This is a genomic window from Agromyces sp. GXQ0307 (genome assembly GCF_044769845.1).
Taxonomy (GTDB): domain Bacteria; phylum Actinomycetota; class Actinomycetes; order Actinomycetales; family Microbacteriaceae; genus Agromyces.
In genome coordinates this window covers 815,678-839,445 of record NZ_JBIZVY010000003.1, presented here as the reverse complement: position 1 = coordinate 839,445, position 23,768 = coordinate 815,678, and the positions used below count along the sequence as shown (strand labels likewise).

Genomic DNA, 23,768 nt, shown 5'->3' with positions numbered 1-23,768 from the left:
CGGCAGGTCGCCCGGCAGGGCGGCGAGCCGCCGGGCGAGCGGGCCGCCGTCTACTGGAGCGCCATCGGCCCGTGCACGGCGGAGCGCTCCCGCGACGCGCTCGCGCCGATCGCCCCGACGCGGACCCGCGTGACGTGCGCAAGTCGTTCGAGGTCGCCCGCCTCGTGCCGCTTCGCGGCGTGCACGACGATCGCCGCACAGGCCTCGGCGTCGGCCAGTGCGTCGTGGTGGGCGAAGTCGTCGAATCCCGCCGCCGCCGCGGCGGAGGTCAGCCGGTACGACTCGAGGTGGTAGGTGCGCCGCGCGATCTGGAGGCTGCACACGTACCGGAAGTCGGGCACCGGCAGGCCGATCGCCTCGGAGGTCGCCCGGATCACCCCCATGTCGAACCCGGCGTTGTGGGCCACGAGCCAGTCGTCGCCCGCGAACTCGCGGAGGAGGGGCAGGTGCGTCTCCCACCCGCCTGCGCGTTCGACCATCTCGGGCGTGATGCCGTGGATCCGGATGTTCCAGGGCGAGAAGTCGCCGTACGGGAACGGCGGACGGATATAGCGGTGCTCGCGCTCGACGACGCGGCCGTCGACCACCTTCACGAGTCCGATCGAGCAGGCCGAGGCGGCGGACGGGTTGGCGGTCTCGAAGTCGATCGCGGTGAAGCTGACGGGCACGCGGGCATCCTCGCACGCGCCGCCGACGCGTTCCGACGGCCCGATCGGCGCGCCGCGAGCACCACGGCATTGACGTGCGTGCCCGCAGGGCGTGGAATGTCGGGTGGGCGGCATCCGGGGGTGGGCGATGGCTGGCGAGGACGACACGGCGCACGTGCGTGGCGGGCTCGTCGTGGACCCGGCCGACCCCGACACCCGTCGGGCGGCGCGATCGTTCGGCGCCGTGGCATCCGTCTACGGATCGGCCCGGCCCGGCTACCCCCTCGAGGCCGTGGAATGGCTGGTCGGCGACGCCGGCCGCGTGCTCGATCTCGGCGCGGGCACCGGTCGACTGACGGAGGCGCTCGTCGCGCTCGATCGGGAGGTGGTCGCGGTCGACCCCGTCGAAGAGATGCTGGACGAGCTCGAGATCAGGGTGCCGGGCGTGCCCCGCATCCTCGGCACCGCCGAGGACCTGCCCGTCGCGGACGCCTCGTTCGACGCGGTCGTCGTGGGCCAGGCGTGGCACTGGTTCCTGCGCGAGCGCGCCGTGCCCGAGATCGCGCGCGTGCTCCGCCGCGGCGGCATGCTCGGTCTCGCCTGGAACCGGCGCGACGAGAGCCCGGACTGGCTGAGGGCGGCCGGGGCGATCATGCACGAGCAGGACGACCCGTCGGCGTCCTTCGCCTCCACGGTGCGCATCGGGGGGCCGTTCGGCGCGGTCGGATCGCAACGGGTCGAGTGGGTCCAGCGGATGTCGCGAGCGAGGTTCCTCGACCTGGTCCGGTCGCGCAGCCGGTGGATCACCGCGCCGCCCGACGAGCAACGGGCGATGATCGCCGCCATCGAGACGCTCCTCGTCACGCACCCGGATGTCGCCGGCGCCGACGAGCTCGCGATCCCGTACGTGACGCACTGCTTCCGTGCCGTCCGAGGCTGAGGTACGACCTTCGAGGGCCGCGGTCCCGGCCGTCCGTCCGAGCGTCGTCCGTCGGCGCCCGCGTGCTCAGGCCGCGAGCGCCCGCGCGTCGGGGTGGCCGTAGACCGCGTACGCGAGCGCGCACGCCTCGCCCGCCGCCCGGGCCGCCTCCCTGGCCAGCCGGGAAGCGTGGTCCACCGGCGACCCGCCCGCCAGTTCCGCCGAGAAAGCCGCCAGGAACGTCTCCGACAGCGCGCTCCGGCCGCCGCTGCCGCCGCACTCGACGACCACCCCCGCTCCGTTGCGCATCGCGGCGGCGGCGCCGCCGTCCGCGGCCCCGATCCAGCCCGAGCCGAGGGCGACGACGGACGCCGAGGCGACCCTCGTCGCCGCGCGCTGCGCCGGGGCATCCGTCGTCGACAACCGCACGGATGCCGGTGGCGAGACGTCGTAGAGCCAACGGGTGAGGCCGAGCTGACCGAGGAACGGGTCCGCGTCCGTCGGCGCCGCGCCGGGGCGGCGGACGACGAGCAGTTCCCACGGCAGTTCGACCTCGCCGGTGGTCTGGAGGACGAGTCCGTCGAGATCGGCACGACGGGACCAGAGCAGGTCGCGGGCGCGCCGGTCGAGCACCCGATCGGCGAGGCGGGCGCCGACCTCCCTGAGCGCCCGCTCGACGGCGGCCGCACGGTCGGCGGCGGACAGTTCCGCGCCGACCTCCTTGGCCCGGGCGAGCGAGGTTCGCACGTCGTGCACGAGGCGGGACTTGTCGGCGAGCCGGACGCGGAACCGGTGCACCTCGGGTCCGACGCGGAGCGCGAGATGGAGGATCGAACGGCCCCGGGCGTGTTCCTCGTCGACGCGCAGCGTCGGGCGAGCGGCGATCAGCGGGTCCGCGGTGCCGATGCGCACCGTCGCCCGGACCAGTCCGGCCTGGTCGTGGTCGTCGGACGTCACGACCTCGCTCGTCAGTCGAGCCGTCGCGAGCGGCAGTTCGCCGTCGCCGCGCACCAGCACGGTCACCTCGGCGGGACCGCGGTCGACGGCGAGCATCGGGAATCGGATCTCGGCGGGTGCCGTCGCGGAGAGCCGGACCTGCCGACTGCGCCGCCCGCCGACGAGGAATCGCAGGCCCCGCGGCACGACGGTGACGGTGACGGTGCTGCTGCCGTCGCCGACGGGACGCGCCGACGATTCCGAGCTCGTCGCGGCTGCGGCATCCGCCCTCGCGAGCCGGACCGTCAGGGTCGCGATCGACCCGACCGTCACGATCGGCGTGAGCTCCGCCTGCAGGTGCGCCGCTGCGGCCCCCTCTGCGACGACGCGCCCATCCTGCGGCATCCGTTCCCCCTTCGACGGCATGGTCGCCGTACAGACATCGGGGCACCCGAGTGGGCGCCCGCGGAGCGACACTACGCAGCGCGTTCCCCGCCCGCCTCAGGGCGTGCACCGAACCTCGACGACCCGGTTCGCGTCCTCCCGGCGTCCGCACAGCCTCCGAGGCCGTAGCATTCCCCGGTGCCACGTCGCCGCGCGTTCCTCCTGCTCTCCCTCGCCAACCTCTTCTGGGCGGGGAACTTCGTGTTCTCGGCGATCATCTCCGAGCAGGTCGATCCGGTCTCACTGACGTTCTGGCGGTGGTCGCTCGCGGCCGTCCCGCTGCTCGTCGTCGCGTGGATCGCGGAGCGGCCCGACTGGCGCGCCGCCGCACGCGAGTGGCGCTGGCACCTCGTGCAGTCGGTGTTCGGCCTGACCGGGTACGCGCTGCTCCTCTACGCGGGCATCGGCATGACCGGCTCGGTGACGGCATCCGTCATCAGCGCCATCAACCCGGCGACGATCGCGCTCGCCGCAGCGGTCGTGCTTGGCGAGCGGATGTCGCGGACGCAGGGCCTCGGTATCGTGCTGGCGTTCGTCGGCGTCGCGGTGGTGCTCACCGGCGGCGACCCGACCGCGGCCTTCGCGCAGGGCTTCGGGCTCGGCGACCTCCTGGTGCTCGGCGCCGTGGTCGCGTGGACCGTCTACTCGATCATCGCCCGGCGCCTGACGACGCCGCCGATCACGGCGACCGCGCTGCAGGCCGTGTTCGCCACGGTCACGATGCTGCCGGTGATCGCCGTGACCGGGGTCGCCGCGCCATCCGATCTCGGCGGCACGCTCGCCGTCGCCTACATCGTCCTGCTGCCGTCCGTCGCGGGCTACGCGCTCTGGAATGCCGGCTCGGCGAGCGTCGGGCCCGCACGCGCCGGGGTCTTCCTCAACCTGCTGCCGGTCTTCACGGTGATCATCGCCCTGCTGCTCGGCCGCCCCATCGACCCGGCCGCGATCGTCGGCGGCGCGGTCGTGCTCGTGGGCGTGTACCTGACGGTGCGCGTGAGGCGACCGCGCCTCGCGGACGCACCGGTCGAGCCTGCGCTCGGTGCGGCCACGGGACCGATCGATGCGCCTCCGACCGGGCCGGTCGGCGGGCCGTCGACCGGCCCGGTCGTCAGGCCGTCCTAGGACCGCGACCGCGATGGCGTCCGAACCGTCAGAACGGCGACCACGAGAGTTCGGGTGCCGCGAGCTTGACGATCGTCAGGTCGGCCGCGTCGGCGACGAGTCCGACCATGGCGACCGGCTCGGCGGGCGGCGAGAGCTGATCGAGTCCGAGCGACGCGTCGACCGCATCGACGCGATACACGGCCGGCGTCGCCGCGTCGACCTGCTCGCGGACCACGGGGTCCAGCGCCGCGACCTCCTGGACGCTCGAGCCGACGCCGACGCCGCTGCGGGACCGGACCGCGACCTCGCCGACGGCCGCCGTCTCGACGCGAACCCATGAGGGAAGGAAGTACTCCGCTCGAGGCTTCGACAGTCCGACGGCGTCTCCGAAGGCCAACCCGGGCCACGAGTACACGTCGTAATCGGCGAAGTGCGTGTTCGTGTTGTCCTCGAACGACGTGGTCGGCTCGGCGCCGAAGGCCTCCGTGAGTGCGTCGACCGCCGGGTCGGCCTCATCGGCCCATGCGTGCGCGAACGTCACGGCGCCCGTCGAGTCGACGATCTCGAACCCCCCGCCGTCGACCACGAGCGCCACGGCGACCGGACTCGTGTCGGGGGACGGGGTGGGCGTGGTCGCTCCCGTCGAGGGTGCCGCGGATGGCGTGGCCGTCGAGGTCGGCGCGCACGCGGCGAGCACGGCGGCGACCGCGAGCGCGATCCCGACGAGTGGCATGTGACGAGACATCCGCATGGCTACAGCATGGGGCAGCGGATGCCTCGGGGCGCGCTGCCGGACGTCACGAATGCGCAACGACCGGCGCGGGAGCGCAACGGCCCGCGCGTCGGCGCCGGTCTCGCCGCCGGTAGACTGGTCGCCCGTGGCACTCACCATCGGAATCGTCGGACTCCCGAACGTCGGCAAGTCGACCCTCTTCAACGCCCTCACCAAGAACACGGTGCTCGCGGCGAACTACCCGTTCGCGACGATCGAGCCGAACATCGGCGTGGTGAACCTGCCCGACCCCCGCCTCGAGACGCTCGCTGGCATCTTCGGCTCCGAGCGCATCCTGCCCGCGGCCGTGTCGTTCGTCGACATCGCGGGCATCGTGAAGGGCGCGTCCGAGGGCGAGGGACTCGGCAACAAGTTCCTCGCGAACATCCGCGAGGCCGACGCCATCGCGCAGGTGGTCCGCGGCTTCGAGGACTCCGACGTCGTGCACGTCGACGGCAGGGTCGACCCGAAGAACGACATGGAGACGATCAACGCCGAGCTGATCCTCGCCGACCTCGAGACGCTCGAGCGCGCCATCACGCGCTACGAGAAGGAGGTCAAGGGCAGGAAGCTCGACCCGTCGGTGCTCGCCGCGGCGAAGGAGGCGCAGGAGGAACTCCAGAGAGGCACGCCCCTCTCGGCCTCGAAGGTCGACCTCGCACCGATCGCCGAGCTCGGCCTGCTCACGGCGAAGCCCTTCATCTACGTCTTCAACGTCGACGAGGCCGTGCTGACGGATGCCGCCCGCAAGGCGGAACTCGCCGCACTCGTCGCTCCCGCGGAGGCGGTCTTCCTCGACGCCAAGATCGAGTCGGAACTGATCGACCTCGACCCGGAGGATGCCGCGGAGCTGCTCGCCTCGACCGGGCAGGAGGAATCGGGCCTCGACCAGCTCGCGCGCGTCGGCTTCGACACGCTCGGCCTGCAGACCTACCTCACCGCCGGCCCGAAGGAGTCGCGCGCCTGGACGATCCGCAAGGGCTGGAAGGCCCCGCAGGCGGCCGGCGTGATCCACACCGACTTCGAGAAGGGCTTCATCAAAGCCGAGGTCATCTCCTTCGACGACCTCGTCGAGACCGGTTCGGTCGCCGAGGCCCGCGCGAAGGGAAAGGCCCGCATGGAGGGCAAGGACTACGTCATGCAGGACGGCGACGTGGTGGAGTTCCGCTTCAACGTTTAGTCGCGTTGCGCTCTTGCATCTGATGCGTGGCGAGATCTCGATGGTGCGCACGGTGTCTGGGCCCTAGCGTTATCCCGTGTTGCTCTCAGCCTTGCCGCCGCGCCGCATTGGGGTTCCTGAAGACCGAGCGCCGTTGCGGTTCGGGCGTGCTGACTCAGAGTCCTCGTTGTCGGCCCGGTATCTCTACATGTCGGGTCAGCCTGCTTTCGAGCTGAGCCTCTGGTGCGGCACGTGCCCGTTCCTATTCGAGCGACAGGAAGGAGCGAACGGCACGCTGTCCTCGGCGGTTCCGCCCGTGGAGCGACTCGAGCGAGGCGTATCTGACGTCCCGGAAGCGGTTGTAGAGGCTTTCGCGGGTCTCATCCCTATGGGCGACTACCTGCCTCTGCTCCTTGAGGTCAACCCGGAGCTCGTAGCGCCGCATGACGAGCGCGACTACTTCACTCACGAGCAGGTAGCGACCTGGGGAGTGGACAGCTTCTGGGGTCTGCCCGAGAACCCGCGCACCTTCTACTACCGGACCTTTGAGACCGCGGTGGCCTCTGACGAGCACCTGTACGAGTTCGTGGTTCCGATGGTTCCTCCCCGCTGGAATGACCGTGAGCGGGTGGAGCACTACGCCGATCTCATGGCTGGAGGTGTCACGCCGACGGCGGTCGCGCTCTCGACCCTTGATGTCTGCCAGCCTGCGACGGATGACGAGTCGACGGACTACTACGCGCATTGGGGACTGACGCACTTCCTACTGGACGGGCACCACAAGATGGAAGCGGCCGCCAAGGCGGGGGAGAAGGTGCGCCTTATTGCGCTGGTCAGCATCCAAGGAAGCGTTGCCGGAGGGGACGACCTCATGCGGCTGCCTGAGGTGCTCTCGCGAGTTCCCCAGGCGCGCACACCTGCTGCGTGAGATGCCTAGCTCTGACGTAACGTGGTGGAGTTCCGCTTCAACGTGTGACCCGACCGGAAGGCGATCCCGGCGCAGGCGGCAGCCTCGGATGGTCCGTGGGGTAGATCCCGATGGCGAATCCGTACGTGGTGTCGCCCGCACGCGGCATCCGGTCGAATTCATCGACCAGCTCGGCCATCCGTCCCCAGAACTCCGACGCCTGCTCGTCTGAGATCCGCGCGTGGCGGATGAATCCCCGGAGCCGACCCTGCTCGAACGCGGTCGCGGATTCGCGCGCCGCCACCTCGAAGTCGTTGAAGTCGCCCGTCGCCGCATGGTTGCCCGACGGGTGCTCGAGCGCGATGGTGAACATGCGCGCCGTTCGGCCGTAGAAGCGCTCCTCGATCGCCCGCACCTTCCGGGTGCGGACGACGTGGAGCAGTCCGTTGCTGACCAGCACATCGACGTGATGAGCGACCGTGCTCTTCGGGCGCCCGACGGCGGCCGCGAGCTCGGTGACTGTGGCGGCCCGTTCGTGGAGGAGCTGCAGGATCGTCGTGCGGAGCGGGTGGCCGATCGCCTGCACCTGCGACGGCTGGGTCAGTACGATCCGATCCGCGAGCTCGTAGTCAGGGGGGTTGTCGGCCATGGTCGATCAGACTAGCATCGCGGAATGTTCGGGAATAGTCGATCAATGAGTCGAGGGGACGGCTGACGCATGGCCGAAGTACTGCTGTACCACCACATCCAGGGCCTGACCGACGGGGTGCGTGCCTTCGCCGACGAGCTGCGACGCGACGGCCACACGGTGCACACGCCCGACCTGTTCGGCGGCCGCACGTTCGGAAGCATCGACGAGGGATCCGCGTTCGTGCGGGAGACGGGCTTCGACGTCTTCTGGGAGCTCGGCAGCGCCGCAGCCGACGAGCTCGGCGAGGGGCTCGTCTACGCCGGTCTCTCGTTCGGTGTGATGATCGCCCAAGGGCTCGCGCAGACGCGACCGGGCGCCCGCGGCGCCCTGCTCCTGTACTCGTGCATCCCCGTCTCCGAGTTCGGGGAGGCGTGGCCGGAGGGCGTGCCGGTCCAGATCCACGGCAAGGAGGGCGACGAGTTCTTCGATGAGGACCTGCCTGCGGCCCGCGAACTCGTCGCCTCCACGTCGGACGCCGAGCTGTTCCTCTACCCCGGCGACCAGCACCTCTTCGCCGACTCCTCGCTCGACGCGTACGACCCCGAGGCATCCGCCCTGCTCATGGAGCGCGTACGGGCCTTCCTCGCCGCTCAGGTGCCCGCCTGAGAGGTCATTCGAGTGCGCGGACCACGGTCACCCGGAACGGCGCCGCCATGAGCTCGGTCAGCGGGCCGAAGGCATTCGTCGCCATCGCTTCCTCGAGATGCTCCATTCGCGCCTCGACCGAGTCCCAGTCCGCCATCTCGACGAGCAAGTCGGGGTCGTCGAGCACCTCGTAGCGGGTGCTGCCGATGAACCCGCGTCGATCGGTTCCACGAGTCGCGACGAGGTCGTCGAGCAGGCGCTTGAGGTCGTCCCGCCGACCCGGCTGGGCCTGCATCTCGATGATCACCTTGATGGGCATGTCGTACCGCCTTCTCCTGCTCGAGATCTGCGCCGACGGAGGCGCCGTCCAGAGGCTACGCCGGTCGCGCGCGGTCCGGCAGTGCCGATCCTCGGCGTCGCGTGCAAGACTCGCACCAGTCGCGACACAGACAGGGCGTGAGGATCGCCAGCACCGACGCCGCAGACGCCGACACGACCCGGGAGGTGGCGATGCCCGATGCAGCCGAGCCGCCCGCTGGGCCGGAGCGAGGCGATGACCTCGCCTGGTTCACCGACGTCGTGCACGAGCACTCGAGCGCACTGGTGAAGTACTTCGCCCGGCGCGGGCCCAGGCAGGACGCCGAAGACCTCGCCGCCGACGTGTTCGCGACCGCCTGGCGCCGCCGCGCCGACGTGCCGCGTGAGGCGGTACTGCCGTGGCTGTACCGCACTGCCGGGTTCACGCTCGCCAACCACCGCCGCAAGGTCGTCGACCTCCCCGTCGAGCACGTGCCCGACGCGGGCAGCTCACGTGTCGGCGACGATCCCGAGCTCAGCGCCCTCTTCGACGCGGAGCTCCGCGGGGCGCTGCAGAGCATCGGCGAACGCGACCGGCGCATCATCCTGCTCCACGCCTGGGAAGGCCTCGACGGCGAGGCGCTCGCCGCGGTGCTCGGCATCTCGCGATCGGGGGCGGATGCCGCGCTCTCACGCGCCAGGAAGCGACTCCGCGAGGCGTGGGGCGAGCGCACGACGTTCTGAGACTGCAAGGTTCCGCGGACGCGGGACACATGCAGGGTGAGACAGTCCGGCAGGAACACGAACGAGGTGGGCGACATGGACGAGCGCGAGGACCGCCGCGATCCGATGGATGAGCTTCGGGCCGCCGATCCGGCGGAGGGCGTCGAGCCGCACGCCGGCTTCGCCGACGAGGTCGTGGCGCGCGTCACCGGGGAGGTGACGGGGGAGACGTCGCCGACGACCGGGACATCCAGCGGGATCGACACGACGGATGCCGCGGCATCCGCCCGCCCGCCGGTCGCCGACCTCGCGGCCGAACGCACCCGCCGGCGCCCGCGCTGGCTCCCGGTCGCCGCTGTTGCGGCGTCGCTCGCCGTCGTCGGCGCGGTCGGCTACGGCGTCGGTGCCGCGACCGGGATGACGACGAATCTCGCGGATGCCGCCGCCCCGCCGATCTCGCTGCAGGGTCAGGCCGGCGCGGGGACGACCGAAGGCGGGCCCGTCGCGCCCGGTGCGGCGGCCGACTCGCGGATCGCCGGCGCCGGTGCCGCCGACCTGTCGTACCCGTACGGCTTCGGGCGCAACGCGTTCCACGCGAGCGGGCTGTCGACGGAGGGCGGCACGGCCGCCGCGTACGCATTCGACGCGCCCGCGGCATCCGACCCGGCCGCCATCGCGGCGCTCGCCGCCGCGCTCGGCGTCGAGGGGGAGCCCGTGCTCGCCGACGGGGCCTGGACGGTCGGCCCGTCGGACGGTTCGGCGCCGACGCTGTGGGTGTCGCTCGACGGCACGATGAGCTTCTCGTACAGCGATCCCGGGCTCGACCCCTGGGTCTGCGAGGAGGGCTCCGACGTGTGCGAGCCGTCCGGAGAGATCCCGAGCGAGCAGGTCGCGATCGACGCCCTCCGGCAGGTGCTCGCCGATGCGGGCCGCGACCCGGGCGCCTACGAGTACTCCTCGGAGACCTGGGAGGGAGCGGTCACCCGCACGGCGACCGCCTGGCCGGTCGTCGACGGTCAGCGCATAGACACGGGCTGGTCCGTCGAGGTCACGAACGACGGCCTCTACAGCGCCTATGGCGGGCTCGCCGAGCTCGTGCCGCTCGGGGACTACGCGGTGGTGAGTGAGCAGGAGGCGTTCGAGCGGCTCTCCGACCCGCGCTTCGGCGCGCAGATGACGATCATGCCGTTCGCGGTCCGCGAGCAGGTGAGCGACGAGATCGCGGAGTGGGTTCCGCCAACCGCGCCGCCCGCGGTGCCCACGGCGGGCACGTCCCTCGCCTGGCCGGTGAACGATGTCGAGATCGTCGAGGCGCGCCTCGGGCTCGCGAGCCAGTGGCAGCCCGACGGCAGCGTGCTCGTGGTCCCGGCGTACGAGTTCACCGACTCCGAGGGCGGAGCGTGGTCGGTCATCGCGGTCGCGGACGAGCAGCTCGACTTCTCGACGGAGTAGTAGGCCCGCGCTAGGGTCGAGGCATCCCGCGCCGGTGCGGGAGGGGGAGCCGAAGCACATGAGCGATCACGTCTACCGCGTCACCGAGATCGTCGGGAGCTCGCCGGAGGGCACCGACACCGCCATCCGCAACGCCATCTCACGAGCCACGTCCACGCTGCGTCACGTCGACTGGTTCGAGGTCGTGTCGACCCGCGGCGTCGTCGAAGACGGCGGCGTCGCGCACTTCCAGGTCACCCTGAAGGTCGGGTTCCGGCTCGAGGAGTAGGCGCCCCGGCGCCGGCCGCCGTCACGTCGTGACGGCCGTGCAGGCTCAACCGAGACCGGCGGTCGCGTCGTCGCTCGGCTCGTTCCGCAGTCGGGGCTCGGTGCGCAGTTCGGGCCGGACTCCGGCCTTGTCGGCGTAGAACGCGCGGACGCGGTCCATGTCGGACGCCACGTTCCCGGTGAGCTCGAACGTCGGGCCGAGGCCCGTGGTCATGGTCGTCCGGTCGACGAATCCCAGCGTGACGGGCATGCCGGTCTCGCGGGCGATGCGGTAGAAGCCCGACTTCCAGTACTCGTTCGAACCGCGCGTGCCGTCGGGCGTCACGACCAGGCCGAACACCTCGCCTGCGCGGATGCGCTCCACGACCTCGCCGACGACCCGGCTCGGGTCGTCTCGATCGACGGGGATGCCGCCGAGGCCGCGCATGATCGGACCGCGCCAACCTCGGAACAGGCTCTTCTTGCCGAGCCACCGCACATCGATCCCGTAGTGCCATGCGATCGCGAGCATGAGCACGAAGTCCCAGTTCGACGTGTGCGGGGCCCCGATCAGCACGGAGGGACGGCCTGGAGCGGACTCGCCCGCGAGGGACCACCTGCTGAGGGCCCAGTAGACGCGGGAGGCGAGTCGTCGGAGCATCCGGCAACCCTATGCGAACTCGCATGCGCCGATCGGCATGCGTCGACCGCCCGGGCTGCGGACGGCGGGTCGTGCTCGTTCGCCGACATATCGATCGCGTCTCGGTCGGCCGCGACGGACTCGCCGAGGGGTGCCGCATGCCTGCGCGATGCCTATGATCGCGCCGTGGACCCGAACGCCGCACGCACGATCCTGCAGATCCCGATCGACCAACCGCTGTCCCTCGACCTGATCGATGCCGCGTACCAGCGCGAACTCTGGCTGCGGCATCCGTCGCGGTATCCGGATGCCGAGGGCCGTCGCGCGGCGGAGGCGTGGCAGGACTCACTGGGTCGGGCGAGGGCCGTGCTCGCGGCCGAGGTCGCGGCACCGAGCTCGCCGTCTCCGCATCCGACGGCACCGATCGCGTCGACGTCGTCACCGCGGCGTCTTCCTGCGGCGGCGGTCGCGGGCATCGTGGCCGGTGGCGTTCTGCTCATCGGTGCGCTGGTCGCGGGTGGGATCGGGCTCTTCACGTTCGTGCAGGACGTGGCCGAGACGGCGATCGCGGAGTCCGAAGGGTCGGCGGGGCCCGGCGCGGGCGGCTCGGGTGACCAGGAGCCCGTCGTGCCCGGTACCGATGACATCGGCCGGTACGAGTCGTTCGAGACCGGCTACGAGTTCCCGGCAGCCCTCGAGATGTACGGCGACGGTCGCTACGACGACCGGTGTGCGACCGGATTCGTGGAGGGGTGCTGGCAGGCGGCACTGTTCACCGAGGCCGACTGCGACGCGCTCGAGATCACACTCGCGTTCAACGACGACGCCGAATCGTGGGTCGCCGACGAGACGGAGACGCGGACGATCGCGGACGTGCGTGCCGACGTGGCCGTGCCCGTGGTGTTCGGCAACGACGACCGGGAGTTCGGCTGGGTCGACCAAGTGCGCTGCACCGACGGCGCGAGCACGTGAGGCATCAGAGCGCCGCCGGCGGCCGGAGCGAGCGCCCATCCCGTTCGACCTGAGGCCGACCGAGGAGCCCGGCGTCGTCCTCAGGGACAGTGCAGGTGAGTGGGCGTCGTGGCATCGCCGCGATCGATGCGGTGATCGGCCATCAGCGCGCCGCAGAGCGGGCAGGTCGGGTCGGCGGGCGGCACGTAGGGCGCCTCGGGGCGGCCGATCCCGACCTGTGCCGGTCCTGCCACGGGGTAGAGGAACTGGTTGACCCGCGACCAGAATCCGGGAACGCCCTTCCACGGGTTCGGCAACTTCTGTTCGTGCACGAATGATTAGTGTACAGACTATTCTCGACGCATGATCGATCCGCTCGAGCTCGACCGACAGCTCTGCTTCGCGCTCGCGGCGACGAGCCGCGAGGTCGTGCGGCTCTACCGGCCGTCCCTCGAGCCGCTCGGTCTCACGCATCCGCAGTACCTCGTCATGCTCGCACTCTGGGAGCAGAGCCCGCTGCGGCTGCGCGAGGTCGCCGATCGCCTCCACCTCGAGCCCGCGACCGCGAGTCCGCTCATCGGCCGGCTCGAGTCGCTCGGGCTCCTCACTCGGCGGCGCAGCACCGCCGACGAGCGAGCCGTCGACATCGCGCTCACCGCCGAGGGGGAAGCGCTGCGGGAACGCGCACTCGCCGTTCCCGGCGAGGTCGTCGAACGACTCGGATACCCCGTCGAGCGGCTCGAACGCCTTCGCGATGAGCTCACCGCCCTCCTCCACGCCGCGCACCGCGTCGACTGAATCGGGGTACCCCGACAGGTGAACCCCGGGGAGGTATGCAGCACGAGGGCCTACCCCGTGTCAAGTCCCTCCCGCGATCCGTGAACAGTCCGTACAACTGACTTCGCGGGTCCCCGAAGCCCGCGACAGGCCGTCGGTCACCGCGCGGAGTTCGACCTCGCGGGCGTCCCGGGACCCCCGGGCGATCGGCGGCCTGACCCGTTCCATCGCCATGCCGGAAGGACCCTCGCCCGTTGGGAATGCTCCACGTCGGCCGCATCACGCGGATCGACCTCCCCGACGCCGTGCTCGCCCACGTGCACGCCGTCCTCATCGCCAAGCTCCGAGTCCACGAGCCGGTCCTCGTCGGATGGACCGGGCCCGACGGACGACGAGACGAGGTGTTCGTGCACCCGTCGATGTCGCTCGTCGTGCGGTACGACGCCGACGACGCGCTCGGCCTCGACCGCGCGTGGCTCGAGCGGCTCATGCGCTCCGCGAACGGCGTCGGCGGGCTGCAACTGACCGACGAGATGATCGACGCGATGCGCGCCCTGGGCGCCGACGTCGGCGCGAAGGGGAGTGCGGTCGAGCCTGCGGGCTGACGAGCGGGCATCGCGGATGTCGGCCGCGGATGCCACCATGGACGCGTGCCCGAGATGCCGGAGGTGGAGGCGCTCGCCGGGTTCCTCGCCGAGCGCACCGTCGGGCACGCGATCTCCTCCGCCCGCGTCGCCGCGATCGCGGCGCTGAAGACGTTCGATCCACCGCTGCACGCGATCGAGGGCCACCCTATCGTCGCGGTCGGTCGGCACGGCAAGTTCCTCGACGTCGAGCTGGGTGGGGTCGAGGGGCCGGCCGCGAGCTCGACCGACGGGTCGCTGCACCTCGTCTTCCACCTCGCCCGCGCCGGATGGCTGCGCTGGTACGACGAGCTGCCGACGACGGTGCTCCGGCCGGGCCGTTCCCCGATCGCGCTCCGCGTCCGGCTCGACGACGGCGCGGGCTTCGACCTGACCGAGGCCGGCACGAAGAAGTCGCTCGCGGTGTACGTGGTGCGAGACCCCGCGCAGGTGGCCGGCATCGCGCGACTCGGTCCGGATCCGATGGCCGACGATTTCACGCTCGAACGATTCGCCGAGATCCTCGGCGAACGTCGCACGCGGATCAAGGGTCTGCTCCGCGACCAGGCCGTCCTCGCAGGGATCGGCAACGCCTATTCCGACGAGATCCTTCACGCCGCGAAGATGTCGCCGTACAAGATCGCAGCGACCCTCGATGCGGCCGAGGTCGAGCGACTGTTCGCCGCGATGCGCGGCACCCTCGGCGAGGCGCTGGCCGAGGCATCCGGAAAGCCCGCCGCGGAGCTCAAGGATGCCAAGCGGCGTCACCTGCGCGTGCATGGGCGCACCGGGCAGGCGTGCCCGGTGTGCGGCGACACGATCCGCCAGGTCGAGTTCCACGACTCGACCTTCCAGTACTGTCCGACGTGCCAGACCGGCGGCACGCCGCTCGCCGATCGCGTGCGTTCCCGGCTCGTGAAGTAACTCCTCCGAGCGGGCTGTGGGGATGCCGCGAGGCAGCTGTGGTCGACGCGCGGCGCCCCGCTGGCGTGGTTGCATGCTGGCATGGGCTCGTTCGCGATGTTCCCGTTGGGCAGCGTGCTCTTCCCGCACATGCCGCTCGCCCTGCGCGTGTTCGAGCCGAGGTACCTGGTCATGATGTCCCGCGTCCTGGACCAGCAACCGTGCGAGTTCGGCGTCGTGCTGATCGAGAGCGGTCGCGAGGCGGCCGGTGCCGAGGCGCAGCGACGGTTCGGCGTCGGCACGGTCGCACGCGTGACCGAGCTCGGCGCGGCCCACGGCGACCTCGCGGTCATCGCTCGGGGCGGGCGCCGCATCGAGGTCGTCGAATGGCTGCCCGACGACCCGCACCCGGCAGCCGTCGTCCGCGACCTGCCCGAACTGGAGTGGGATGAGCGCCTGCGGCCGCTGCTCGAGAAGGCCGAGCTCGTGGTCCGCCGCACGATCGCACGGGCGAGCGAGTTCGTCGAACTCCCATGGGATGCCGACGCAGAGCTGAGCGAGGATCCGTCCGTCGCCGCGTGGCAGCTCGCCGGGATCGCGCCGCTCACGCCGCTCGACCAGATGCGGCTGCTCGCATCGACGAGCCTTCGCTCGCTGCTCACCGAGCTCGTCGAGCTCACGCTCGGCGCCGGTGAGGTCCTCACCACGTCCTGGGCGTCGACCGACGACCTGGACGCCGAGATCGCCGAGGCGCTCGACCGCCGGGACGAGGATCAGGCCGCATCGGGCGACGACCCGAGCGACCCGAGCGACGACCCCGAGGACGGCGAACCGTCGCCCGGGACCGAGGGGAGGGATCCGTGACCGACCGCTGGAACCGCATCCGCTGCCCGCGCTGCGGCGAGACGTCCGCCGTGCTCGTCACGGTCGTGCCGACGATGGGCGACGCGGGCCTGGCGGTGACCGACTACCGATGCCCGAGCGGATGCCGCCTCGACGACCTGCACGATGAGATCGACGAGGCGCTCGGCATCCGGCACGTCTTCGGCTGACTCGACCCGCTCAGGCCTCCCGGGCGTGGCGCGGAGCGTGCTCGTCGGTGTCGGCCCGGTCATCGTGTCCCGCGGCGACGGTCGTCGGAGGCGACGGCTCCGTACGGTCGGCCGCGTCGACCGCGTCGGCGCGCGGACGCCCCGGGAGCGAGTCGCCCTCGGCGGCGGTCGGCCCTGCCGGTGCCGCCGCCGGCTCCTGTGCCGCCGCCGGCTCCTGTGCCGGCTCCGTCGACGGTGCCGGTTCCGCATCGGCCCGCGTCGCATCCGGGTCGATCTCCATCGCGCGACGCTCCTGCTCGGCCTGGGTGTCGCGCAGTTCCGCGGCCTCGTCGCGGTGTTCGCGGCTGGACTCGGCCAGTCGCTCGGCCTCCAGTCGGGCCTTGGCGGCGTCGGCCTCGGCGGCGCGGGCCGCGGCATCCGCCTGCATCGCCTTCGCCTCGCGCTCGCGCGCCTCGCGATCGGTCTGCGCGGCCTGCTCGCGGATCTCCGCCGCGTGGGCGCGCTGAGCCTCGGCGCGGGCCTCGCGCCGTCGGCCCGCGGTCGCGACGAGCACGATCGCGGCGACCACGACCAGGAGGGCGATCACGCCCACGACGATCCAGATGGTGGTGCTGGTGTCCACGTTCGCACGTCCCTTCGTCAGTTGAGGTCACTCAACCGCAGGCCGCGGACCCGCGAACAGGGGTTGCGGTCGAGGGCGCGGTGTGGTTCGCGCGACCGGTGGATGCAGAATTCGCTGATCGCTCACGTTCGCTTACACTGGCAGCACCCTTCCCCCTGAACGGGGGAACCCGTTCAGACTGGGATCGGCGCCCCCCGACAGTGCCGGTCGGCTTGGAGTGTCCGTGGGACGTCATAGCGTCGCGGCTCCGGCGAAGGCGCCGAGCCGCAGATTCATCCTGTCCATCGTCGCCGGGGTGGCCGTCATCGGCATCGTCGCGTCCGGCGTGTACCTGTGGGTGGGGGGTCACCTCAATCCCATCTTCGCCTCGGCCGGCGAGCCGGCGTGCGACGAGATCGAGGAGCTCTCGATCGTGGCCGACACCTCGATCGCTCCGGCGATCGAGGAACTCGCCGCCGACTTCGACGCCGACCCGACGCGATGCGTCGAGACGTCGGTGCGCGCGCAGGACTCGGCCGACACCGCGGCCGAGCTCGCGTCGGGCACCCTGTCGGCCGATGCCTGGGTTCCCGACTCGAGCAGCTGGCTCACGCGGACCGCATCCACCGCGGCCTCACTCGGACTCGGCGAGCCCGACGCGACGGTGGGCGACTCCGTCGCGACGTCCCCCGTCGTGTTCGCGGCGCCCGCGAGCGAGGCGCAGGAACTCGCGGCCGAGCCGGTGAGCTGGGCGCGCGTGCTCAACGGCACGCTGCCCGCGCTCCTGCCCGACCCCGAGGCATCCGCGGCCAGCCTCGCGAGCCTCTACGCGCTGAAGGGGCAGTCGTCGCCCGACGACCCGCGGCAGTTCGCCGGCGCGCTCATCGCGCTCGGCAAGTCGATCCCGGCCTCGGCCGACGCCGCGATGACGACGGTCGCCTCGGCGAGCTCGCCGACCGTCGTGCTCACCAGCGAGGCGAGCGTCGCCGCCCACAATGCGGACTCCTCGGCGGAGCCGCTCGTCGCGGCCTACCCGCAGGAGGGCACGATCGCGCTCGACTACCCGTTCGTCCGCATCGGCGGCGCCGACTCGGCGAGCCTCGACAGCTTCGAGGCCGCGCTCGGCACGGCGACCGAGCACTTCCTCGAAGCCGGGTTCCGAGGCCCCGACGGAACGGGCGAGATCGACTCGCCCGGCGTCGCCGCGACGGCGCCGCCCACCCAGACCGAACTCGATGCCGCGGCCCAGATCGAGATCCTGCGCTCGTGGGGCGTCCTGACGCTCCGTTCCAGGATGCTCGCCGTGATCGACGTGTCGGGCTCCATGGAGGAACCGGCCGGGAACGGCCTGCGCCGCATCGACATCTTCCAGCAGGCCGCGGTCGGCGCCATGTCGAAGTTCTCGGGCGAGGTCGAGCTCGGCGTGTGGGTGTTCTCGACGGCGCGCAACGGCGACCTCGACTACGAGGACCTGTCGCCGATCGCACCGCTCGCCGATGCCTCGCACACCCAGCAGATCCAGCAGATCATCGGGTCGCTTCCCGCCCGTCTCGGCGGAGCCACGGGCCTGTACGACACGACGCTGGCCGCCTACAAGCGTGTGCAGGAGTCGTACGACCCCGACAAGGTCAACTCGGTGCTCGTCATCACCGACGGCAGGAACGAGGACGAGAACGGCATCGACCTCGACCAGCTCCTCGCCGAGCTGAAGAAGCTCGAGGACCCGACCAAGCCCGTCGCCGTCATCATGATCGGGTTCGGTCCTGACACCGACCTCGACGCCATGAAGAAGATCGCGAAGGCGACGAGGGGCGGTGCCTATTCGGCGACGAAGCCGGAGGACCTCGGGACGGTGCTCGTCGACGCGCTCTCGCAGCGGACGTGCCGGCCCGACTGCGGCTGAGCATCGACCGGACCAGACGACGAAGGGCGCCCTCCTCGGAGGGCGCCCTTCGCCGTCGGCCCGGCCCGGTCAGTGCGCGGGTGCCCCGCCCGCCGCCATGTCCGCCGGTCGTCGCACGAACGTCGCACCGACGATCGCGAACAGCGAGACGATCGCGCCGACGAGGAACGCGCTGCGCACGCCGGCGGCCTGCGCGACGATCGCCTCGGCGCCACCCGCCGAGGCGCCGACCGCGGTCGCGGTCATCACGGTGATGAAGAGCGCCGTGCCCGCCGCGCCGGCGACCTGCTGGAGCGTGCCCACGATCGCCGACCCGTGCGAGTAGAGGTGCGGCTCGACCGAACCGAGGGCCGTCGTGAAGAGGGGCGTGAACATGAAGGCCAGCGAGATCGAGAGCACGACGTGCGCGATGAGGATCAGCCACGGCGGCGTGGTCTCGGTGACGAGCGTCAGCGACCAGAGCACGGCGCTGACGCCGATGCTCGCCGGGACGAGCAGCGGTGTCGGGCCGACCCGGTCGTAGAGCCGGCCGACCGTCGGCCCGAGCAGGCCCATGACGAGGCCGCCGGGCAGCACGAGCAGGCCGGTCGCGAGCGGCTCCAGTCCGAGCACGTCCTGGAGGTAGATCGGCAGCAGGATGATCGTGCCGAACAGTGCGGCCATCATGACGGCCATGAGGGCGATCGAGACGGCGAAGTTCCGCGAGCGGAACGTGCGCAGGTCCAGGAGGGCGCGATCCCGGCGCTGCAGGAACAGCTGGCGGACGATGAACACCGCGATGCCGAGGGCGCCGACCGCGAGGGCGATCCACATGGGAACGGCGTCGCCGGGCGCGCGGCCGCTCGCGACCTCGCCGACCAGGCTGAGGCCGTACACGAGGCCGCCGAAGCCGAATGCGGAGAGCACGACCGAGAACAGGTCGATGGGGAAGACCCGCGTCTCGCTGACGTTCTCGACGCGTCGGAGCCCGATGACGAGCATCGTGACCGCGATCGGCAGTACCAGCCAGAACATGTAGCGCCAGCCGAGGGTGTTGAGGATCAGGCCCGAGATGGCGGGGCCGATCGCGGGCGCGACCGACATCACGATCGAGACCCGCCCCATGAAGCGGCCGCGATCGGCCGGGGCGACCACGGTCATGAGCGTGGTCATGAGCAGCGGCATCATGATCGCGGTGCCGGTGGCCTGGATGATCCGGCCCCCGAGGAGGACCTCGAATCCGGGCGCGAGCGCGGCGAGCAGCGTTCCCGCCGAGAAGAGCGTCATCGCCGCGCCGAAGATCGGCCGCGTCGGGAACCGCTGGAGCAGGAAGCCGGTGATCGGGATCACGACGGCCATGGTCAGCATGAACGCGGTCGTCAGCCACTGCGCCGCAGAGAGTGTCACCCCGAGGTCGTCGACGAGCTCGGGGATCGCGACGCTCATGATGGTCTCGTTGAGGAACACCGTGAAGGTCGCCGCGAGCAGCAGCCAGATCACGCGGGTGTTGCGCGCGCCGTGCTCGGGACGGGCGTCGACGATGTGCCGGTCGATCGCGCGGTCGGTCGCCTCGGCCTCGGCGGTCGCGGCGAGGTCGGGCTCGGGCACGGTGATCGAATCGGTGTGGGGTGCGGATCGTTCGCTCACGGTGCGTCCTGTCGTCTGTTCGTCTCGTCGTCGTTGCTCGATTCGCCGGGCGCGGCAGGGCCGCTCCCGGCTGGGCGAACGAGGAATGCAACCCGCGGTCACGCGAGCGCTATTCCCGATGCGCACGATGCATGCGAATGCATGCGGGGCGCAGTGGTTCCCCCGGATGAGCCGGCGGCGTCGCGCGGCCCGATCAGGGGACGATACCGCGGACCGCCGACACCGCCTCGGCGAGCGCGGACGCCGCGGTCGCGGCATCTGCGTCGGCGACCTCGCCGCCGAACGAGAACCGCACGGCCGTCTGTGCGACCTCGGGCGCGAACCCCATGGCGGTCAGGACGTGCGAGGGCTCGTCGCTGCCCGCGGCGCACGCCGATCCGCTCGAGACCACGACCCCCCGCCGCTCGAGCTCGAGCAGCACCGCCTCGCCGCTCGTGCCGGGGAAGACGTACGATACCGTGCCCGGCAGTCGCCGCGTCGGATGGCCCGTCGGAACGGCTCCGGGCACCGCCGCCGCGACGAGTTCGCGGAAGCGCGTCGTCGCCGCGGACACGCGCGCTGCGACCTCCGCTCGCTCATCGTCGGCGAGCCGCAGCGCGGTCGCGAACGCGACGGCACCGGCGACGTTCTCGGTCCCCGATCGGCGCCCGCGCTCCTGTCCGCCGCCGTGCAGCACCGGCTCGATCGCCAGTCGACCGCGCACGATCAGCGCGCCGGTGCCCTTCGGCGCACCCACCTTGTGGCCGGCGAGCGAGAGCGCGTCGACGCCGAGGTCGTCGATCGCGAGCGGGAGCCATCCGGCCGCCTGCACGGCGTCGGTGTGCATGAGCGCACCTGAGGCGTGCGCGATCGCCGCGAGTTCCGCGATCGGGTTCACCGTGCCGACTTCGTTGTTCGCGAGCTGGACCGAGACGAGCGTCGTATCCGGGCGGATGACACGGGCCAGCGCCTCGGGCGCGACGCAGCCCGTCGCGTCGACCTCGACCTCGTCGACCTCGAACCCGTGCAGGCGCCGGAGCGCGTCGGCGGACGCGAGCACGGCCTCGTGCTCGACGGGGGAGACGACGACGTGCCGGCCGCGCGGGTTCGCGAGCGAGAGGCCGAGCACGGCGAGGTTGTCCGCCTCGGTGCCGCCGGAGGTGAACACGACGTCGCCGGGGCGGCATCCGACGACCGACGCGACCTCGTCGCGCGCCCATGCGAGCGCCCGCGCGGCCTCCTCGCCGACCCCGTGCCGACTCGACGGGTTGCCGAACGCGCCCGTGAGGTACGGCCACATCGCCTCGAGCGCCTCGCGGCGGACGGGCGTCGTGGCGGCGTGGTCGGCGAAGATCACTCGGGCTCCCGTGTGGCCGTCGCCGCGCCGGCCTCGATGACGACGTCGAGTCCGAGGTCGAGCGCGCGCGCCGAGTGCGTGAGCGCGCCCACCGAGATGACGTCGACGCCCGTCGCGGCGATGCCGGCGACCGTGTCGAGGTTCACCCCGCCCGACGCCTCGACGATCGCGCGCCCGTAGATGAGGGCGACGCCCTCGCGCAGCGCGTCGAGGTCGAAATTGTCGAGCATGATCGTGTCGGCGCCGCCCGCGAGCACGGCGGGGATCTGCTCCACGCGGTCGACCTCGACCTCGAGGTGGGCGGTGTGCGGCATGCGCTCGCGCGCTGCGCGCAGCGCCTCGGCGAGGTCGGCGCCGCCCGCGGTGAGCACCGCGAGGTGGTTGTCCTTGGCCATGATCGCGTCGGAGAGCGAGCGCCGGTGGTTGCGGCCGCCGCCGTCGCGCACGGCCTGCCGCTCGAGGCTGCGCAGGCCCGGCGTGGTCTTGCGTGTGTCGACGATGCGCGCACGGCTGCCCGCGACGGCGGCGACGTAGCGGGCGGTGAGCGTCGCGACGCCCGACATGCGCTGCACCAGGTTGAGCGCGACTCGCTCGGCGCGCAGGATGCCGCGGGCCGGCCCGGACACGCGCGCGAGCACGTCGCCCGCGCTGAACCGGTCGCCGTCGGCGACGAGCACCTCGACCGCGATGCGCGGGTCGACGAGTCGGAACGTCGCCTCGACGACGCGTGCGCCGCTGAACACGCCGGGTTCGCGCGCGACGAGCTCGGCCGTCGCGGTCGCGAACTCGGGGATCAGCGTCTCGCCCGTGAGGTCGCCCCAGGGTGCGTCCTCGTCGAGCGCCATCAGGACGATCCGCTCGATCTCGCGGGTCTCGGTCATCAGGCGGCCTCTCGGGTCTCGGTGACGGATGTCGCGTCGGTGCGCGTGTGCGCGCCCACGCTCTCGCTGCGGGCGAGCGCGGCGGCGACGGTGAGTCGCGCGACGTGGAGCAGGTTGCGGTCCTCGACGCTCGCGCGGTCGATGGCCTCGGGCGCGCGCCATCCGTCGAGCAGGGCGGATGCCTCGGCGAGGCCGGCCGCGTCGCGCTCGAGCCCGACGCGGTCCCACATGAGCTGCTGCAGCGCGACCCGGTCGACGCGTGTCCCCGCGCCCCAGGTGCCCACCTCGGCGGATATACGATCCGACTCGCCGCTGACGCCCCGGCCTCCGTCGGTGAGGCGGATCGTATATCCGCCGTCCTGGACGTGGCGGATCGGACGGGTGACCGGTGCGGGCGCGGGGGCGGATGCCGCGTGCGCGATCGACGCGGCGGCGCGCTCGGCGAACACCGCGCCCTCGAGGAGCGAGTTCGAGGCGAGCCGGTTGGCGCCGTGGACCCCCGTGCGTGCCGCCTCGCCCACGGCCCACAGTCCGGGCAGGCTCGAGCGTCCGTCGAGGTCGGTGACGATCCCGCCCATGGCGTAGTGCGCGGCGGGAACGATCGGCACGGGCTCGCGCGACCAGTCGAAGCCGGCGGCGCGGCAGGCCCGGTCGATCGACGGGAACCGCCGGGCGAGGAACTCGGCGCCGAGCGCGGTCGCGTCGAGCCGGACCGGTTCGCCGCCCTGCTCGGCCATCCGTCTCCACACCGCCCGGGCGACGACGTCGCGCGGGGCGAGTTCGCCGCGGGGATCGACCTCGAGCAGGAAGCGGCGGCCGGCGGCATCGCGGACGACGGCGCCCTCGCCGCGCACCGCCTCGGAGATGAGTGGGGTGCCGGGTACGGCGAGCGCCGTCGGGTGGAACTGCACGAACTCGAGGTCGGCGACCTCGGCGCCGGCGCGGGCCGCGGCGGCGGCCCCATCGCCGGTCGCGACATCCGGATTGGTGGTGTGCGCGTAGAGCATCCCCGCGCCGCCGGTCGCGAGCACGACGGCATCCGCCCGGAGTTCGCGCATCGCCGGGCCGGCGGTCGTGGTTGCGGGCGCGTCGAGCACGAGCGCGCCGACCACCCGCCCGGCCTCGACCACGAGGTCGACGAGCGTCGCCTGCTCGAGCACCCGGATGCCGCGCCGTCGCACGGTGTCGACGAGCGCCGACTCGATCGCCGCGCCCGTCGCATCGCCGCCGGAGTGCAGGATGCGCGCGCGCGAGTGCGCGGCCTCGAGCCCGCGCGCGAGCCCCGACTCGTCGCGGTCGAACGCGACGCCGAACCGGATGAGGTCGCGGATGCGCGCGGGCCCCTCATCGGTGAGCACGCGAACCGCGTCGGCGTCGCCGAGTCCGGCGCCCGCGGCGAGCGTGTCGGCCGCGTGCCGCGCGGGCGCGTCGCCCGCGAAGATCGCCGCGGCGATCCCGCCCTGCGCCCACGGCGTCGAGCCCTCGCCGATCGTCGCCTTCGTGACGATCGTGACGTCGCACCCGCTTTCGGCGGCGCGGATCGCCGTCCACAGCCCGGCGATGCCGGAGCCGACGACGAGCACGGCGGTCATG

General features: G+C 72.1%; 27 protein-coding genes. 15 read left to right on the top strand and 12 right to left on the bottom strand.

Annotation, left to right across the window (positions count from 1 at the left end; all coding sequences use genetic code 11):
- Positions 1–50: 50 nt before the first annotated feature.
- Positions 51–668: an exonuclease domain-containing protein gene (locus ACIQH8_RS13930; RefSeq protein WP_400999597.1), complete on the bottom strand. Its 618-nt coding sequence runs from the start codon at positions 666–668 to the stop codon at positions 51–53.
- A gap of 127 nt (positions 669–795) precedes the next feature.
- Here ACIQH8_RS13930 and ACIQH8_RS13925 point away from each other — a divergent pair, with 127 nt between their 5' ends.
- Positions 796–1,587 (top strand): class I SAM-dependent methyltransferase, encoded by a 792-nt coding sequence (locus ACIQH8_RS13925; protein WP_400999595.1) that lies wholly within the window; start codon positions 796–798, stop codon positions 1,585–1,587.
- Between the two features lie 66 nt (positions 1,588–1,653).
- Here ACIQH8_RS13925 and ACIQH8_RS13920 read toward each other — a convergent pair whose 3' ends face one another.
- On the bottom strand, positions 1,654–2,907 hold the full coding sequence (locus tag ACIQH8_RS13920; protein WP_400999593.1) for a hypothetical protein: 1,254 nt from the start codon (positions 2,905–2,907) through the stop codon (positions 1,654–1,656).
- Between the two features lie 177 nt (positions 2,908–3,084).
- On the opposite strand from ACIQH8_RS13920, the gene ACIQH8_RS13915 reads away from it, so the two are divergent.
- On the top strand, positions 3,085–4,068 hold the full coding sequence (locus ACIQH8_RS13915) for a DMT family transporter (RefSeq protein ID WP_400999591.1): 984 nt from the start codon (positions 3,085–3,087) through the stop codon (positions 4,066–4,068).
- Positions 4,069–4,096: 28 nt separating this feature from the next.
- Here the strand turns inward: ACIQH8_RS13915 and ACIQH8_RS13910 are convergent, their stop codons facing one another.
- The gene (locus tag ACIQH8_RS13910) at positions 4,097–4,783 is read right to left on the bottom strand and encodes a hypothetical protein (RefSeq protein ID WP_400999589.1); all 687 of its coding nucleotides are present in this window, start codon (positions 4,781–4,783) and stop codon (positions 4,097–4,099) included.
- Between the two features lie 145 nt (positions 4,784–4,928).
- Here ACIQH8_RS13910 and ychF point away from each other — a divergent pair, with 145 nt between their 5' ends.
- Together ychF and ACIQH8_RS13900 are read left to right on the top strand one after the other, a co-directional pair.
- The gene (gene ychF / locus ACIQH8_RS13905) at positions 4,929–6,002 is read left to right on the top strand and encodes a redox-regulated ATPase YchF (protein WP_400999587.1); all 1,074 of its coding nucleotides are present in this window, start codon (positions 4,929–4,931) and stop codon (positions 6,000–6,002) included.
- A gap of 367 nt (positions 6,003–6,369) precedes the next feature.
- Positions 6,370–6,909: a hypothetical protein gene (locus tag ACIQH8_RS13900; RefSeq protein WP_400999585.1), complete on the top strand. Its 540-nt coding sequence runs from the start codon at positions 6,370–6,372 to the stop codon at positions 6,907–6,909.
- A gap of 37 nt (positions 6,910–6,946) precedes the next feature.
- Here ACIQH8_RS13900 and ACIQH8_RS13895 read toward each other — a convergent pair whose 3' ends face one another.
- A complete protein-coding gene (locus ACIQH8_RS13895) occupies positions 6,947–7,537 on the bottom strand; it encodes an ArsR/SmtB family transcription factor (RefSeq protein ID WP_400999583.1) in 591 nt (196 codons plus the stop codon).
- Between the two features lie 69 nt (positions 7,538–7,606).
- On the opposite strand from ACIQH8_RS13895, the gene ACIQH8_RS13890 reads away from it, so the two are divergent.
- Positions 7,607–8,185, top strand: a complete 579-nt coding sequence (locus tag ACIQH8_RS13890) for a dienelactone hydrolase family protein (protein WP_400999581.1) — start codon at positions 7,607–7,609, stop codon at positions 8,183–8,185.
- A 4-nt stretch (positions 8,186–8,189) separates the two neighbouring features.
- Here the strand turns inward: ACIQH8_RS13890 and ACIQH8_RS13885 are convergent, their stop codons facing one another.
- The gene (locus tag ACIQH8_RS13885) at positions 8,190–8,483 is read right to left on the bottom strand and encodes an antibiotic biosynthesis monooxygenase (RefSeq protein ID WP_400999579.1); all 294 of its coding nucleotides are present in this window, start codon (positions 8,481–8,483) and stop codon (positions 8,190–8,192) included.
- A gap of 137 nt (positions 8,484–8,620) precedes the next feature.
- Between ACIQH8_RS13885 and ACIQH8_RS13880 the strand changes: the two genes are divergently transcribed.
- The 3 genes from ACIQH8_RS13880 to ACIQH8_RS13870 all read left to right on the top strand — a co-directional run bounded on the left by ACIQH8_RS13880 (position 8,621) and on the right by ACIQH8_RS13870 (position 10,904).
- Positions 8,621–9,205: an RNA polymerase sigma factor gene (locus ACIQH8_RS13880; RefSeq protein WP_400999577.1), complete on the top strand. Its 585-nt coding sequence runs from the start codon at positions 8,621–8,623 to the stop codon at positions 9,203–9,205.
- A gap of 75 nt (positions 9,206–9,280) precedes the next feature.
- Entirely contained in the window at positions 9,281–10,636 is a 1,356-nt protein-coding gene (locus ACIQH8_RS13875) for a hypothetical protein (protein WP_400999575.1), read from the top strand.
- Between the two features lie 58 nt (positions 10,637–10,694).
- Positions 10,695–10,904 (top strand): dodecin, encoded by a 210-nt coding sequence (locus ACIQH8_RS13870; RefSeq protein ID WP_400999573.1) that lies wholly within the window; start codon positions 10,695–10,697, stop codon positions 10,902–10,904.
- Positions 10,905–10,949: 45 nt separating this feature from the next.
- On the opposite strand, the gene ACIQH8_RS13865 is transcribed toward ACIQH8_RS13870, so the two are convergent.
- Positions 10,950–11,543, bottom strand: coding sequence for a 1-acyl-sn-glycerol-3-phosphate acyltransferase (locus ACIQH8_RS13865; RefSeq protein ID WP_400999571.1), 594 nt, complete (start codon positions 11,541–11,543; stop codon positions 10,950–10,952).
- 165 nt (positions 11,544–11,708) lie between these two features.
- On the opposite strand from ACIQH8_RS13865, the gene ACIQH8_RS13860 reads away from it, so the two are divergent.
- The gene (locus tag ACIQH8_RS13860) at positions 11,709–12,494 is read left to right on the top strand and encodes a hypothetical protein (protein ID WP_400999569.1); all 786 of its coding nucleotides are present in this window, start codon (positions 11,709–11,711) and stop codon (positions 12,492–12,494) included.
- An 80-nt stretch (positions 12,495–12,574) separates the two neighbouring features.
- Here ACIQH8_RS13860 and ACIQH8_RS13855 read toward each other — a convergent pair whose 3' ends face one another.
- Positions 12,575–12,805 (bottom strand): hypothetical protein, encoded by a 231-nt coding sequence (locus ACIQH8_RS13855; RefSeq protein ID WP_400999567.1) that lies wholly within the window; start codon positions 12,803–12,805, stop codon positions 12,575–12,577.
- 31 nt (positions 12,806–12,836) lie between these two features.
- Here ACIQH8_RS13855 and ACIQH8_RS13850 point away from each other — a divergent pair, with 31 nt between their 5' ends.
- The 5 genes from ACIQH8_RS13850 (at position 12,837) to ACIQH8_RS13830 (ending at position 15,828) form a co-directional block, all read left to right on the top strand.
- Positions 12,837–13,271: a MarR family winged helix-turn-helix transcriptional regulator gene (locus tag ACIQH8_RS13850; protein ID WP_400999565.1), complete on the top strand. Its 435-nt coding sequence runs from the start codon at positions 12,837–12,839 to the stop codon at positions 13,269–13,271.
- 233 nt (positions 13,272–13,504) lie between these two features.
- Positions 13,505–13,855 (top strand): hypothetical protein, encoded by a 351-nt coding sequence (locus ACIQH8_RS13845; RefSeq protein ID WP_400999563.1) that lies wholly within the window; start codon positions 13,505–13,507, stop codon positions 13,853–13,855.
- A 45-nt stretch (positions 13,856–13,900) separates the two neighbouring features.
- On the top strand, positions 13,901–14,797 hold the full coding sequence (locus tag ACIQH8_RS13840) for an Fpg/Nei family DNA glycosylase (RefSeq protein ID WP_400999561.1): 897 nt from the start codon (positions 13,901–13,903) through the stop codon (positions 14,795–14,797).
- A gap of 81 nt (positions 14,798–14,878) precedes the next feature.
- The gene (locus tag ACIQH8_RS13835; protein ID WP_400999559.1) at positions 14,879–15,640 is read left to right on the top strand and encodes an LON peptidase substrate-binding domain-containing protein; all 762 of its coding nucleotides are present in this window, start codon (positions 14,879–14,881) and stop codon (positions 15,638–15,640) included.
- Entirely contained in the window at positions 15,637–15,828 is a 192-nt protein-coding gene (locus tag ACIQH8_RS13830) for a hypothetical protein (RefSeq protein ID WP_400999557.1), read from the top strand. Before ACIQH8_RS13835 ends, ACIQH8_RS13830 begins: the two co-directional genes overlap by 4 nt.
- A 10-nt stretch (positions 15,829–15,838) precedes the next feature.
- Here ACIQH8_RS13830 and ACIQH8_RS13825 read toward each other — a convergent pair whose 3' ends face one another.
- The gene (locus ACIQH8_RS13825; RefSeq protein WP_400999555.1) at positions 15,839–16,450 is read right to left on the bottom strand and encodes a hypothetical protein; all 612 of its coding nucleotides are present in this window, start codon (positions 16,448–16,450) and stop codon (positions 15,839–15,841) included.
- A 223-nt stretch (positions 16,451–16,673) separates the two neighbouring features.
- Here ACIQH8_RS13825 and ACIQH8_RS13820 point away from each other — a divergent pair, with 223 nt between their 5' ends.
- Positions 16,674–18,332 (top strand): VWA domain-containing protein, encoded by a 1,659-nt coding sequence (locus tag ACIQH8_RS13820; RefSeq protein ID WP_400999553.1) that lies wholly within the window; start codon positions 16,674–16,676, stop codon positions 18,330–18,332.
- 69 nt (positions 18,333–18,401) lie between these two features.
- Here the strand turns inward: ACIQH8_RS13820 and ACIQH8_RS13815 are convergent, their stop codons facing one another.
- From ACIQH8_RS13815 to nadB, 4 genes are all read right to left on the bottom strand, one after another.
- Positions 18,402–19,958 (bottom strand): MDR family MFS transporter, encoded by a 1,557-nt coding sequence (locus ACIQH8_RS13815; RefSeq protein WP_400999551.1) that lies wholly within the window; start codon positions 19,956–19,958, stop codon positions 18,402–18,404.
- Between the two features lie 193 nt (positions 19,959–20,151).
- Positions 20,152–21,294 (bottom strand): cysteine desulfurase family protein, encoded by a 1,143-nt coding sequence (locus ACIQH8_RS13810; RefSeq protein ID WP_400999549.1) that lies wholly within the window; start codon positions 21,292–21,294, stop codon positions 20,152–20,154.
- Entirely contained in the window at positions 21,291–22,175 is an 885-nt protein-coding gene (nadC, locus tag ACIQH8_RS13805; protein WP_400999547.1) for a carboxylating nicotinate-nucleotide diphosphorylase, read from the bottom strand. Before nadC ends, ACIQH8_RS13810 begins: the two co-directional genes overlap by 4 nt.
- On the bottom strand, positions 22,175–23,767 hold the full coding sequence (nadB, locus tag ACIQH8_RS13800; protein WP_400999545.1) for an L-aspartate oxidase: 1,593 nt from the start codon (positions 23,765–23,767) through the stop codon (positions 22,175–22,177). Before nadB ends, nadC begins: the two co-directional genes overlap by 1 nt.
- Position 23,768 lies beyond the last annotated feature (1 nt).

Excerpts from the sequence above, each read along its gene's own strand:
- nadB (WP_400999545.1), bottom strand. The coding sequence starts at position 23,767 with ATGACCGCCGTGCTCGTCGTCGGCTCCGGCATCGCCGGGCTGTGGACG.
- ACIQH8_RS13865 (WP_400999571.1), bottom strand. The coding sequence starts at position 11,543 with ATGCTCCGACGACTCGCCTCCCGCGTCTACTGGGCCCTCAGCAGGTGG.
- ACIQH8_RS13875 (WP_400999575.1), top strand. The coding sequence starts at position 9,281 with ATGGACGAGCGCGAGGACCGCCGCGATCCGATGGATGAGCTTCGGGCC.
- ACIQH8_RS13870 (WP_400999573.1), top strand. The coding sequence starts at position 10,695 with ATGAGCGATCACGTCTACCGCGTCACCGAGATCGTCGGGAGCTCGCCG.
- ACIQH8_RS13835 (WP_400999559.1), top strand. The coding sequence starts at position 14,879 with ATGGGCTCGTTCGCGATGTTCCCGTTGGGCAGCGTGCTCTTCCCGCAC.
- ACIQH8_RS13890 (WP_400999581.1), top strand. The coding sequence starts at position 7,607 with ATGGCCGAAGTACTGCTGTACCACCACATCCAGGGCCTGACCGACGGG.
- ACIQH8_RS13920 (WP_400999593.1), bottom strand. The coding sequence starts at position 2,907 with ATGCCGCAGGATGGGCGCGTCGTCGCAGAGGGGGCCGCAGCGGCGCAC.
- ACIQH8_RS13910 (WP_400999589.1), bottom strand. The coding sequence starts at position 4,783 with ATGCCACTCGTCGGGATCGCGCTCGCGGTCGCCGCCGTGCTCGCCGCG.
- ACIQH8_RS13850 (WP_400999565.1), top strand. The coding sequence starts at position 12,837 with ATGATCGATCCGCTCGAGCTCGACCGACAGCTCTGCTTCGCGCTCGCG.
- nadC (WP_400999547.1), bottom strand. The coding sequence starts at position 22,175 with ATGACCGAGACCCGCGAGATCGAGCGGATCGTCCTGATGGCGCTCGAC.
- ACIQH8_RS13925 (WP_400999595.1), top strand. The coding sequence starts at position 796 with ATGGCTGGCGAGGACGACACGGCGCACGTGCGTGGCGGGCTCGTCGTG.
- ACIQH8_RS13900 (WP_400999585.1), top strand. The coding sequence starts at position 6,370 with ATGGGCGACTACCTGCCTCTGCTCCTTGAGGTCAACCCGGAGCTCGTA.
- ACIQH8_RS13895 (WP_400999583.1), bottom strand. The coding sequence starts at position 7,537 with ATGGCCGACAACCCCCCTGACTACGAGCTCGCGGATCGGATCGTACTG.
- ACIQH8_RS13885 (WP_400999579.1), bottom strand. The coding sequence starts at position 8,483 with ATGCCCATCAAGGTGATCATCGAGATGCAGGCCCAGCCGGGTCGGCGG.